The 11904-nt window shown below is 66.5% G+C and carries 13 protein-coding genes and 1 pseudogene; 5 read left to right on the top strand and 9 right to left on the bottom strand.

The genetic code is table 11. The features are described from left to right. Nucleotides 1–11: 11 nt before the first annotated feature. Nucleotides 12–323, bottom strand: coding sequence for a protein UsfY (gene usfY / locus MSM1_RS11850; RefSeq protein WP_213442371.1), 312 nt, complete (start codon nucleotides 321–323; stop codon nucleotides 12–14). A gap of 142 nt (nucleotides 324–465) precedes the next feature. Then, on the bottom strand, nucleotides 466–846 hold the full coding sequence (locus tag MSM1_RS11855; protein WP_213442372.1) for a phage holin family protein: 381 nt from the start codon (nucleotides 844–846) through the stop codon (nucleotides 466–468). Nucleotides 847–1266: 420 nt separating this feature from the next. On the opposite strand from MSM1_RS11855, the gene MSM1_RS11860 reads away from it, so the two are divergent. Beyond that, entirely contained in the window at nucleotides 1267–1725 is a 459-nt protein-coding gene (locus MSM1_RS11860) for an ATP-binding protein (RefSeq protein WP_213442933.1), read from the top strand. Further along, nucleotides 1722–2510 (top strand): SigB/SigF/SigG family RNA polymerase sigma factor, encoded by a 789-nt coding sequence (locus MSM1_RS11865; RefSeq protein WP_213442374.1) that lies wholly within the window; start codon nucleotides 1722–1724, stop codon nucleotides 2508–2510. Before MSM1_RS11860 ends, MSM1_RS11865 begins: the two co-directional genes overlap by 4 nt. 33 nt (nucleotides 2511–2543) lie before the next feature. Here the strand turns inward: MSM1_RS11865 and MSM1_RS11870 are convergent, their stop codons facing one another. From MSM1_RS11870 to MSM1_RS11895, 6 genes and pseudogenes are all read right to left on the bottom strand, one after another. Further along, on the bottom strand, nucleotides 2544–4340 hold the full coding sequence (locus MSM1_RS11870; protein ID WP_213442375.1) for an acetyl/propionyl/methylcrotonyl-CoA carboxylase subunit alpha: 1797 nt from the start codon (nucleotides 4338–4340) through the stop codon (nucleotides 2544–2546). 121 nt (nucleotides 4341–4461) lie between these two features. After that, on the bottom strand, nucleotides 4462–4881 hold the full coding sequence (locus MSM1_RS11875) for a SufE family protein (RefSeq protein ID WP_213442377.1): 420 nt from the start codon (nucleotides 4879–4881) through the stop codon (nucleotides 4462–4464). Further along, nucleotides 4878–5771 carry a sulfurtransferase gene (locus tag MSM1_RS11880; protein WP_213442379.1) on the bottom strand — a complete coding sequence of 298 codons (894 nt, stop codon included), beginning with the start codon at nucleotides 5769–5771 and terminating at the stop codon, nucleotides 4878–4880. The genes MSM1_RS11875 and MSM1_RS11880 overlap by 4 nt, the downstream gene beginning before the upstream one ends. 9 nt (nucleotides 5772–5780) lie before the next feature. Next, on the bottom strand, nucleotides 5781–6485 hold the full coding sequence (locus tag MSM1_RS11885; RefSeq protein ID WP_213442381.1) for a nucleoside triphosphate pyrophosphatase: 705 nt from the start codon (nucleotides 6483–6485) through the stop codon (nucleotides 5781–5783). A gap of 108 nt (nucleotides 6486–6593) precedes the next feature. Further along, nucleotides 6594–6905, bottom strand: a pseudogene (locus MSM1_RS11890) (acyl-CoA carboxylase subunit epsilon); the annotation flags it as partial. Beyond that, nucleotides 6881–8518: an acyl-CoA carboxylase subunit beta gene (locus MSM1_RS11895; protein ID WP_213442385.1), complete on the bottom strand. Its 1638-nt coding sequence runs from the start codon at nucleotides 8516–8518 to the stop codon at nucleotides 6881–6883. The pseudogene MSM1_RS11890 and the gene MSM1_RS11895, both read right to left, overlap by 25 nt. A gap of 51 nt (nucleotides 8519–8569) precedes the next feature. On the opposite strand from MSM1_RS11895, the gene MSM1_RS11900 reads away from it, so the two are divergent. Both MSM1_RS11900 and MSM1_RS11905 read left to right on the top strand, forming a co-directional pair. Then, nucleotides 8570–9403 (top strand): biotin--[acetyl-CoA-carboxylase] ligase, encoded by an 834-nt coding sequence (locus MSM1_RS11900; RefSeq protein ID WP_213442387.1) that lies wholly within the window; start codon nucleotides 8570–8572, stop codon nucleotides 9401–9403. A 9-nt stretch (nucleotides 9404–9412) separates the two neighbouring features. Further along, entirely contained in the window at nucleotides 9413–9931 is a 519-nt protein-coding gene (locus tag MSM1_RS11905) for a PH domain-containing protein (protein ID WP_213442389.1), read from the top strand. Here the strand turns inward: MSM1_RS11905 and MSM1_RS11910 are convergent. Then, on the bottom strand, nucleotides 9886–10545 hold the full coding sequence (locus MSM1_RS11910; protein WP_213442391.1) for a GtrA family protein: 660 nt from the start codon (nucleotides 10543–10545) through the stop codon (nucleotides 9886–9888). The genes MSM1_RS11905 and MSM1_RS11910 overlap by 46 nt on opposite strands. A gap of 86 nt (nucleotides 10546–10631) precedes the next feature. On the opposite strand from MSM1_RS11910, the gene MSM1_RS11915 reads away from it, so the two are divergent. Continuing rightward, nucleotides 10632–11897, top strand: coding sequence for a 5-(carboxyamino)imidazole ribonucleotide synthase (locus MSM1_RS11915; protein WP_213442934.1), 1266 nt, complete (start codon nucleotides 10632–10634; stop codon nucleotides 11895–11897). The last annotated feature ends 7 nt before the right edge of the window (nucleotides 11898–11904 follow it).

Here is an 11904-nt window from a genome sequence, read left to right on the forward strand (position 1 = left end):
CGTACCGGCCCTTAGCCGACGTGCTGGCGCGACCGGCTATCGGAATGCGCAACCTGCCACTGCGCGTCGATGCGGGCCACGCGGCGGCGTTCTACGACACACCAGAGCGTTCCGGCGATCGCTCCCAGCACGGTGATAAGCCCCGTCGTCGCGAGCCACTCGTAATGTCCGTAGGCCGCAGCCGCGGCGGTGGCGATCATCCCGAACAACGCGACGGCGAGCAGGATGAACCCGGGCCAGAGCAAGTTGTCCTTCATCGTCATCCCGGCGTGCGGCAGCGTGGTCCGCCAGCGATCCGTCGGATCGTGGTGTGTATCTCCCATCAGCCCCTCCGTCTTCGGCGAGTGAGCAGGCGAGTGAGCAAAATACTACTCAGGCGACGGGCCCGACGAAATGCTTGACTGTACCGGTGACCAGCGGTTGCGCACAACGGCAATTGGGTTTCCTGTGGCGGCGCCCCCGCGGTCAGGCCGCACCGGCTTCACCGCGAACCAACACGTCGGGCACCGAGATCGCCCCGATCGTTGTGACAAGCCATACCACAACCGTTGCCGCAACCCAAGAGGCGACGCCGTCGATGCTTAGCCCATCGGTAAACGCCGAGGCGAAACCGAGCGCCACCACGGTCAACGCCAGGCCAGTTCCCCCGAGCATCAGCGACGCATAGGCACGGGGTAGTTTCAAGATCAACGCGGAAAGGCTCGCCTGCGACACCGAGAACAGCAGTGTTGCGGCGATGAACCCCGAGGCCGATACCGCTACACCGGGAACAACCCACGCCGCCACCAGGAGCCCGATCGCCCACGATCCCAGAAACACGGCCGCGCGCAGCAGGATTTGTTTCATAGCGACCAGCGTAGGTTGTTACCCCGGGGCTGTCATGGGCCCGTTACGGGACGGATGGACCCGGGCCCATCCTTGGGGGTGGTGCCGCGCCGCCGCTGTGAACGGCCCCGTCTTAATCGGCGTTTTAATCGGCGCGACAAGCGGGTATCCCTTGCCGCATGACCAGGATGAAGCCGATGATCGATCAGATCAAGGCCCGGACGATGCGCGATCGCCACTCCCCGATCGGTGGGATCGGTGGGGAAAGACCATGAGAGCGATCGCGTATGCCGCTACTATGGCAACGACCACGACAAGCAGCGCGCCACGGCGATCGCCGCAGCCGCTGCACCCCGGCTGTTCCGGTGGTGTCGCCGTGGTCGACGCCGGGTGCACCCGGGGGTGCTCATGACTGACCGACTCGAACACGGGTTGGGCTCGATGCGGGCAGCGCCGGCGGGCGACCTTTCCGCCGAATCCCCGGTTGGCCGGCCACGAGCGGGTGATCGCGCCATCGAGTTGCGGGTTGCCGCCCGTCTGGAAAGCCTGGCGGTATTGCGCGCATTGGTTGGCGCGGTCGGCACGTTCGAGGACCTGGATTTGGACGCCGTGGCAGATCTGCGGCTGGCGGTAGACGAGGTGTGCACCCGGTTGATCCGCTCGGCGGTACCGGACGCAGCGCTGATTGTGGTCATCGATCCGCGAGATGACGAAGTGGTGGTGGAGATTTCGGCCAAGTGCCGGACCGGCGACGTGCTGGTGCCGGGCAGCTTCAGCTGGCATGTTCTGCGATCGTTGGCCGACGGCGTGCAAACCTTCCACGGTGGACCCGGGCCCGATGACGGCGGTGGCGTGGTCGGTGTCAGCCTGACGACACGACGGACGGGCGCCGGCAGGTGACGCCGCGAGCCGCCCGGGCCGCCGGCTCGCGCGCCGTGGGCTACCCCGACGTTCGCGAGATGTTTCGCGAGCTGGCTCATCTCGATCCTGGTTCGACCGAGTTCCAGCGCCATCGAGACCAGATCGTCAACCGTTGTTTGCCGCTGGCCGAGCACATCGCACGCAGATTCGAGGGCCGGGGTGAGCCGCGTGATGACCTGGTTCAGGTCGCGCGGGTGGGGTTGGTCAACGCGGTCGCCCGCTTTGAACCCGCTATCGGTGCGGATTTCGTCTCCTTCGCGGTGCCCACCATCATGGGTGAGATCAAGCGACACTTTCGCGACAACAGCTGGTCGGTCAAGGTTCCCCGGCGACTGAAGGAGCTGCATCTGCAGCTCGGCGCCGCCACCGCCGAATTGTCACAACGGCTCGGCCGGGCGCCGAGCGCATCCGAACTCGCCGAGGAACTCGCGGTGGACCGCGCCGAAGTCGTCGAGGGTCTGGTGGCCGGAAGCTTCTACACCACGTCATCTATCGACAGCGGCGGCGGTGCAGGCGACGATGATGCGGGTGCGATCACCGACCGCCTGGGTGACATAGACGCCGGGCTGGAGCGGGTCGAAAACCGAGAAGCATTGCGGCCCTTGCTGAACGCGCTGCCCGAGCGCGAACGAGCCGTGCTGGTGCTCAGGTTCTTCGAGTCGATGACGCAAACGCAGATCGCCGAACGGGTCGGAATCTCACAGATGCATGTCTCGCGGCTGCTCGCCAAATCGTTAGCGCGACTGCGAGACGCCTTGGAGTAGTAACCGCTTTGCGTCCTCGCCGAACGACGCGTGTCATTTGATCTCGGCGAGCACCGTGCCCTGGGTGATAGCGGAGCCGGCCTCGACGGCCAGTCCGGTGATGGTGCCATCCTTGTGTGCGGTAACCGGGTTTTCCATCTTCATCGCTTCGAGCACCACCACCAAGTCCCCGGCGGCGACCGTCTGGCCTTCCTCGACCGCAACCTTCACCACGGTGCCCTGCATGGGTGCGGTCACCGCGTCGCCCGATGCCGCCGCGCCAGCGAGCGCACCCCGTTTGCGGGGCTTAGGCTTTTTACGAATGACACCCGCGGGTGCGCAGCCGCCCCCGTTGGACAGCGCGAGATCGGCGGGTAGCGATACCTCCAGCCGGCGGCCACCGACTTCGACGACCACCTTCTGGCGCGGTCGGACGTCCTCTTCATCGAGGGGTTCACCGCCCGTGAAGGGCTCGATGGTGTTGTTCCACTCGGTCTCGATCCAGCGGGTATGCACCGAGAAGCCGCTCTCATCCCCGATGAACGCCGGGTCCCGCACGATCGCCCGGTGAAACGGGATCACGGTGGCCAGGCCCTCGACCTCAAACTCGTCCAGCGCGCGCCGGGCCCGAGCGATCGCCTCCTGGCGGGTGGCGCCGTGCACGATCAGCTTGGCCAGCATCGAGTCGAACTGGCCACCGATCACCGACCCCGTCTCGACACCGGAGTCCAGCCGCACACCCGGGCCGGCGGGTGGGTGGAATTTTGTCACCGGCCCCGGCGCGGGCAGGAAATTGCGCCCAGCGTCTTCGCCGTTGATCCGGAACTCAATGGCGTGCCCCCGGGGCACCGGATCCTCGGTGATGTCCAGCTTTTCGCCGTTGGCGATCTTGAACTGCTGCAGGACCAAATCAATTCCCGCGGTTTCCTCGGTGACCGGGTGCTCCACCTGCAGCCGGGTGTTGACTTCCAGAAAAGAGATGAGGCCGTCCTGGCCCACCAGGAACTCCACGGTGCCGGCACCGTAGTAGTGCGCCTCCTTGCAGATCCGCTTGGCGGCCTCGTGAATCTCCCTGCGCTGGGCATCGGTCAAAAACGGCGCCGGCGCCTCTTCGACTAATTTTTGGTAACGGCGCTGCAGCGAGCAATCCCGGGTGCCGGCGACGACGACGTTGCCATGCTGGTCGGCGATCACCTGTGCCTCGACATGACGTGGCTTGTCCAGGTAGCGCTCCACGAAGCACTCGCCGCGGCCGAATGCGGCCGTCGCCTCGCGCACCGCCGACTCGTACAGCTCGGGGATCTCTTCCAGCGTGCGGGCCACCTTCATACCCTTGCCACCCCCGCCGAATGCCGCCTTGATGGCGATCGGTACCCCGTACTCTCGGGCAAAGGCCATGACCTCCTCGGCGTTCTTCACGGGGTCGGGGGTGCCGGGCACCAGGGGCGCCTGGGCGCGGGCGGCGATGTGCCGCGCGGTGACCTTGTCGCCGAGGTCGCGGATCGACTGCGGGCTGGGCCCGATCCAGATCAAGCCGGCGTCGATGACCGCCTGCGCGAAGTCGGCGTTTTCCGCCAAGAACCCGTAACCGGGGTGAATGGCGTTGGCTCCGGATTTCGCCGCGGCGTCGAGGAGCTTACCGAAGTCGAGATACGACTCCGCCGACGTCTGCCCGCCCAGCGCGAACGCCTCGTCGGCCAGCCGCACATGCAGCGCCTCGGCGTCGGGTTCGGCGTATACCGCGACGCTGGACAGGCCGGCGTCCCGGGCCGCGCGGATCACCCGCACCGCGATCTCACCGCGATTGGCGACCAGCACTTTGGAGATCCTCGAGCTGGCGTGACTAGGCACTGCGCCTCCTGTCTGGCGTCACCGGCATCTAGGCCGACATTCTCTAAGAGAATTTCTTACTACGGTGTCGGGGGAAGTCTAAGCGGTCGCGCCGCGAGTCGGCCGGGGCAGTGTCTTAACCTCAGGCCGCCTGGCGTAATCGCTGCTTGATCCGCGCCAGCATCGCTGACATGCCGCGCAGCCGCAGCGGGCTGATCAGCGCCGCCAGGCCCAGGTCGGCGTAGAAATCTTCGGGCACGGCAAGAATGTCTGCGGCGGGCTGCTCGTTCAGGCCGGCCGCCAAGATCGACGCGAATCCGCGGGTGGTGGGAGCCTCGGCCGGCGCACTGAAATACAGCCGCACCCGCTGCGGGTCGGTGGCGTCGACGTGCAGGAACAGTGGGGATTGGCACTCGGGCACCGGCTCCATCGCCGCTTCTTCCAACTCGGCGGGTAACGGCGGCAGGTCGTTGGCGAATTCGAGCAGCAGCCGCAGCTTGTCGGGGCCCTGGACTTCGGCGAAGTCGGACACCACCTCGGCCAGCGGCGCGGGCAGGGTCATAGCGCCGGTACTTCTCCGGGTTCCTCGCCGGCGACGATCGGAACCCGCACGGTGTTGCCCCACTCGGTCCACGACCCGTCGTAGTTGCGGACCCCGGGCTTGCCGAGCAGGTGCGTCAGCACAAACCAGGTGTGGCTGGATCGCTCACCGATGCGGCAATACACAATCGTCTTGTCGTCCGGCTTGACAAAGCCGTAGATCTTTTCCAGCTCCTCGCGGCTGCGGAACCGCCCGGTCTCGTCGACGGCTTTCCCCCAGGGGATGTGCACCGCCGTCGGGATATGCCCGGCGCGTAGCGCGCCCTCTTCGGGGTAGTCGGGCATGTGCGTGCGCTTGCCGGTGTACTCCTCCGGTGAGCGCACGTCGATCAGCGGCTGGCTACCGAGACTGGCCAGGACGTCATCTTTGAAGGCGCGAATCGGTGCGTCGTTGCGCTGCACGACCGGGTAGCCGCTCGAGGTCTTGGTGGGAACCTCCAATGTGGTCTCACGACCCTCGGACAGCCAAAGGTCGCGCCCTCCGTTGAGCAGCCGCACGTCGGGATGGCCGAACAACGTGAACACCCACAGCGCATAGGCCGCCCACCAATTGCTCTTGTCGCCGTAGATCACCACGGTGTCGTCGCGGGCGATGCCTTTGCGGTCCATCAACTTAGCGAATTGCTCGCCGTTGATGTAGTCCCGCACCCTCGGGTCGTTGAGGTCGGTATGCCAGTCGATTTTCACCGCGCCAGGAATATGGCCGACGTCGTAGAGCAGCACGTCCTCGTCGGACTCGACAATGACCAGACCGGGCCTGCCCATGTTGGCGGCCAGCCAGTCGGCGGTGACCAGCCGTTCCGGATGGGCGTAGGACTGCAAGCTGGGGCTTGGATCTTCTGGTAGCGGCACGTCTTAAGCCTACTCACCATGGCCTTGGTGGGGCCAGCCGCCAAACTGGATGCCAGTAGCCGAGGGCGCGGTCCCGGTGAGCGGATTGGCCGTCCACAACGCCGCGATCGACAATCCGGCGCGGCGCAGCAGCGAGCGCGTCGCCGGCAGCCCCAATCCCACCACCGCCGACGGATCGCCGTCGACTCTGTCAATGAACCAGCCGCCCAGCCCATCCAGAGTGAATCCGCCCGCGACCCGCAGGGATTCCCCACTGGCCAGATAGGCATCGAGGTCCTCGGGTGAAGGAACGCCGAAATATACGTTGGTTATTGATGTTTCAATACCATGGTAGATAATTTTGTTGTGCTGCAATCGGATTACGCAGTGCCCGGTGTAGAGCTGGCCGGCACGGCCCGCCATCGACTGCCAAAGGGCGCGAGCCGCAACGACGGATCGCGGTTTGCCGCAGAGTCGGCCGTCGAGGTGAAGCATCGAGTCGCAGCCAATGACAACACAGTCCGCCGCGATAGCACGGTCGACATCGGCCGCGACCCGCTCGGCCTTCGCCTGGGCCAAGGCGCAGACGACGTCACGGGGTGCGGGGTCTGGTCCCAAAGAGGCGGTGAGGGTGTCCTCGTCGATGCCCGGGGTCAGGACCAGCGGTTCGATGCCCGCCTGGCGGAGTACCTTGAGCCGACCGGGAGACGTGGACGCGAGTACCACGCGGGTCATCGGTGCCACTCCTTGATCCCGGCCTCGCCGGGATCATCGTCGTCGGCGCGGGTCATGGGCGCCACTCCTTGATCCCGGCCTCGCCGGGATCATCGTCGTCGGCGCGGGTCATCGGCGCATGTGGATCCGTTCCAGCAGCGTGACACGCTGCCAGCTGAAGATCGGATAGCGCAGCTTGTCAACGGGATGTCCCCACATGTTGCGCTCGACGGGTCCGGGTGTGGCCGTGCCGCCGCCGGTCCTGCCCAGCACCACGATCAGCGCGGCCAGCTCCTCGTCGGTGGGCTGGCCTTTCAGGATCTGGATATGGGGCTCACGCAGGTCATGGAACTCGGTCGGGGCTGGTTTGTTCGTCTCGTTCCCGTCACTCACGTTGTTCGTTCCGCTCACTCGACCTACAGGGGGATGTTTCCGTGCTTCTTGGGCGGCAACTGGGCGATCTTGCGTTCCAGCAGCCGCAGTGAGGTGGCGATGTAGCCGCGCGTATGTGACGGCGGGATGACGGCGTCCACGTATCCGCGCTCGGCGGCGATATACGGGTTGACCAGGGTGTCCTCGTACTCCTGCTGCAGCCTCAACCGCAGCGCGTCGACGTCCTCGCCTTTGGCCGCGGCCTCGGTGAGCTGCTGGCGATAGACAAAGCCGACCGCCCCGGACGCACCCATCACCGCGATCTGCGCCGTCGGCCAGGCGACGCAGACATCGGCACCCATGTCCTTGGAGCCCATCACACAGTAGGCGCCGCCGTAAGCTTTGCGGGTGATCACGGTGATCTTGGCGACGGTGGCCTCGCCGTAGGCATAAAGCAGCTTGGCGCCGCGGCGGATGATGCCGTTGTACTCCTGGTCGGTGCCCGGCAGAAAGCCCGGCACGTCCACCAGCATGACGATCGGGATGTTGAAGCAGTCGCAGGTCCGCACGAAGCGGGCCGCCTTCTCTGAGGCGTTGATGTCCAGGCAGCCGGCGAACTGGGTGGGCTGGTTGGCGACGACGCCCACCGGACGGCCCTCGACCCTGCCGAACCCCACGATGATGTTGTTGGCGTAGCCGGCCTGCACCTCGAGGAATTCGTCATCGAGGATGCGGGTGATCACCTCGTGCATGTCGTAGGGCTGGTTGGGGGAGTCCGGGATCAACGTGTCCAATTCGAGATCCTCGGCGGTGAGGTTGTCCTCGATGGCGCCCTGGGCAACCGGTGCGGCGTACCGCGGCGGGTCGGCGTAGTTGTTGGGCGGAAGATAGCTCAACAGGTCACGGACCCATTCGAAGGCGTCCTGCTCGCCCGACGCGACGTAGTGGGCGGTGCCGGATCTCACCATATGGGTGTGGGCCCCGCCCAGCTCCTCCATGGTGACGTCCTCGCCGGTCACGGTCTTGATGACGTCCGGGCCGGTGATGAACATCTGGCTGGTCTGGTCGACCATGATCACGAAGTCTGTCAACGCCGGGGAGTACACGTGCCCACCCGCGGCGGCGCCCATGATCAGTGAGATCTGCGGGACCACCCCGGACGCCAGGATGTTGTTGTGGAAGATCCGGCTATAGAGGCCAAGTGAGACCACGCCCTCCTGGATCCGTGCGCCCGCCCCGTCGTTGATGCCGATGAGCGGGCGGCCGGTCTTGATCGCCAGCTGTTGCACCTTGACGATCTTCTCGCCGTACACCTCGCCGAGGCTGCCGCCGAACACCGTGGCGTCCTGACTGAAGACGCACACGTCGCGCCCGTCAATGGTGCCGTAGCCGGTCACCACGCCGTCGCCTAGCGGGCGCTTGGCGTCCAGGCCGAAGTTCGTGCTGCGGTGGCGCGCCAGGGCGTCCAACTCCACGAACGAGCCCTCATCAAGCAAGGCGTAGATGCGCTCGCGAGCGGTGAGCTTGCCCTTCGCGTGCACCTTCTCGACCGCGTCCTCGCCGACCGGATGCAGGGTCTCTGCGGTCCGCCTGCGCAGTTCTGCCAGCTTGCCCGCCGTGGTGTGGATGTCGATGGTGTGCTCGGCGGCGGGTTCGGCATGGTGGTCCGTAACGCTTGTCATGGCCGTCGAGCTTAGCCGTCGAACCCCGTCCGGCTCCTAAGCTGGGCGGCAATGGACGGTGATTTGCCCCGTGGTTTGCCGGGTGATTTGCTGAGGCCGCCACTGGACGCACTAGCGGTGCGCGACGGGCTGGTGGGGCCGGGGCTGCCGTGGCGGCGGCTTGACGTCGTCGAGGAGACCGGGTCCACCAATGCCGATCTGCTGGCCCGGTGCGCGGCCGGTATCGACATCGACGGATCGGTGCTGCTCGCCGAGTACCAGCACGCCGGTCGCGGGCGGCACGGCAGGCAATGGTCGGCTCCGCCCCGTAGCCAGATCGCCATGTCGGTCGGGGTCGACGCGTCGTCGGTTCCCCGGTCGGGGTGGGGTTGGCTGCCGCTGGCGACCGGTGTTGCGGTGGTCGACGCGCTGGCCGCGGGGAGCGGCGTCAGGGCGGGTCTGAAATGGCCCAACGACGTGATGCTCGGTGGCGGCAAGCTGGCGGGTATCCTCGCCGAAGTCGCCGTGCCCAACCCGGTGATCGTGGTGGGCCTGGGGCTCAACGTCACGATGACGGCCGACGAGGCACCGGATCCGGGGGCCACGTCACTGCTGCTGGCGGGATCACCAGCGGACCGAAACGTGTTGACCGCCAGTATTCTTCGTGAATTAGCCAGACGTATCCGGCAGTGGCGCGCGGCGGGGGGCGCCAACCGGGCACTGCATGACGATTACCGACGCTACAGCCTGACACTGGGTCGGCGGGTAGGGGCGGCGCTTCCCGGCGGCTGCCACATTGCCGGCCTCGCCCGAGAGGTCGACGAGTTGGGCCGGCTATGCATCGACACGGGCGAACAGACGGCCACGATATCGGCCGGCGATATCACCCACCTACGAGCGCTTTAGAGTGCCAGCGTGCGCTATCCCGACAACGCGCTGGCCGGCGACGAGCAGGTGGTCGTGCACCGTCACCCACACTGGAGGCAATTGACCGGGGCGGTCCTGGTTTTCATCCTCGCCACCGCGGTGGCGACCTTCGTCGCCGCGGTTGTGAACGCAACGGATTGGGGGCACACCGCCAAGAACGCGCTCTTCGGGGTCATCTGGGCGATCTGGATTCTAGCTGTCGGCCCTCTGTCGATACGGCCGTTTCTGGCATGGCTGACAACGCATTTCGTTATCACCAACCGGCGGGTGATGTTCCGGCATGGGATATTGACCCGTAGCGGGATTGATATTCCGCTGGCCCGCATCCTGCATCTCGAGTTCCGGCAGCGCGTCATCGACCGGATGCTGCGCACCGGCACGCTGATCATCGAGTCGGCATCACAAGATCCGCTGGAATTCCGCGACATTCCGCGCGTGGCACACGTGCACACGCTGCTCTATCACGAGGTCTTCGACACCCTCGAGTCTGGTGAATCGCCCAGCTGACGGAACCGGCTGGCGCGCGATCGCCAGGAGCGCAGCAGGGTGACGTTGCCGCCCTCGATATTGTCTTCGAAGACTTCGGCGAATCCACCGGCCGTGAGGGTGGATTCGAGCGCCTTCTCGGGGTTGCGCCCGAACTCGTCGGGGAACACCCAACGCCGGAACGCCCAGAAGCGGAACGCCATCTGCAGCAGGTTGCCGATGATGTAGGCGGCGAGGAAGTCGGTGATGTTCTCCACCATCAGTGACACCGTCGGCACCCGCAGCTGCAGGATGTAGTGGGAGACCCACAAGGGCGCCAGGGAAAGCAGCACGCCCCCGCCGCTGAACGCGAAGAACAGCAGCGCCTCGTGGTGGCGCTCGCGGCCGCCGCGGTCACGGAAGCTCCACTCCCTGTTCAAGATGTAGGAGGCGATGACGGCGACGATCCCGGAGATGACCTTGGCCGTTACCGGCTTGGGCTCCAGGACGGTGAGCTTCAAGGTGTAGAAGATCGCCGAGTCGATGACAAACGTGGTGGCGCCGACGATCGCAAACTTGATCAGCTCGTGATGGCGTTCGACGTATGGCCGGACGAGCCCCGGTAACCGCGCGATAGTGGCATCGGCAAAGGACACAGTTTGGCAGTGTACGTACCGCCAGTTACCGGTGCGCCGCGACGGTGTCACCACCGTTATATACCCCGGTCAGCCGGTATGACACCATAACTGGCGTGCCCGCAACCCGCGCCGCCGCGCCGCTGGTCGCGATGGTCGGTGGCGGTCAGCTCGCCCGGATGACCCATCAGGCGGCGATCACGCTGGGGCAGTCGCTGCGGGTGCTGGCCGCCGACTCGCACGACCCGGCCGCTCAGGTCACCCCGGATGTGGTGATCGGCTCGCACACCGACCTTGACGACCTGCGCCGCGTCGCCGCCGGGGCGGACGTGGTGACCTTCGACCATGAGCATGTCCCGACCGAGCTGCTGGAGAAGCTGGTCGCCGAAGGCGTCAATGTTGCGCCATCGCCGCAGGCCCTGGCGCACGCCCAGGACAAACTCCTGATGCGCCGCCGGCTGGCGTCGCTGGGCGTGCCGGCGCCGCGCTACGTCGGCGTCGAGAGCCTCGACCACTTAGCCGATATCGACGCCTTCGTCCGGCGGGTCGGGGGTCCCGTGGTGGTCAAGGCGGTTCGCGGTGGTTACGACGGGCGCGGAGTGCGGATGGCCCGCGACCTGGCGCACGCGCGCGATACCGCGGCCGAGTTGCTGGCGGCCGGCGTGCCGGTGCTGGTGGAAGAGCGGGTGGCGCTCCGCCGAGAGCTGTCGGCACTGGTGGCGCGCTCACCCTTCGGCCAGGGCGCGGCCTGGCCGGTGGTTGAGACGGTGCAGCGGGACGGCATTTGTGTGTTGGTGATCGCGCCGGCGCCGGGTCTCTCCGAAGACGCCGGGACGGAGGCGCAGCGCCTGGCGTTGCGCCTAGCGGCCGAGCTGGGCGTCGTGGGCGTGCTGGCGGTCGAGCTGTTCGAGACCACCGAGGGCGCGCTACTAGTCAACGAGCTCGCGATGCGCCCCCACAACTCCGGGCACTGGACCATGGACGGGGCCCGCACCAGTCAGTTCGAGCAGCATCTGCGCGCGGTGTGCGACTACCCGCTCGGCGCAACCACCGCGACCGTGCCGTTGACCGTGATGGCCAACGTGCTGGGAGCCCCGCAGCGGCCCGCGATGACCCTCGACGAGCGATTGCACCACCTGTTCGCCCGGATGCCCGACGCCCGAGTCCACCTCTACGGCAAGGAGGAGCGCCCGGGTCGCAAGGTCGGGCACGTCAACCTGCTCGGCGCCGATGTCGCCGATCTGGCAAACCTGCGTGAACGCGCCGAGCGGGCGGCACACTGGTTAGCACACGGGCAGTGGACCGACGGATGGGACCCGCATCGCGCCGGCGACGATGCAGAGCGAAGCGATGAGGAGGAGCGGCGCCGGTGAGGTGCGC

This window comes from Mycobacterium sp. SM1 (assembly GCF_018361265.1).
GTDB lineage: Bacteria > Actinomycetota > Actinomycetes > Mycobacteriales > Mycobacteriaceae > Mycobacterium.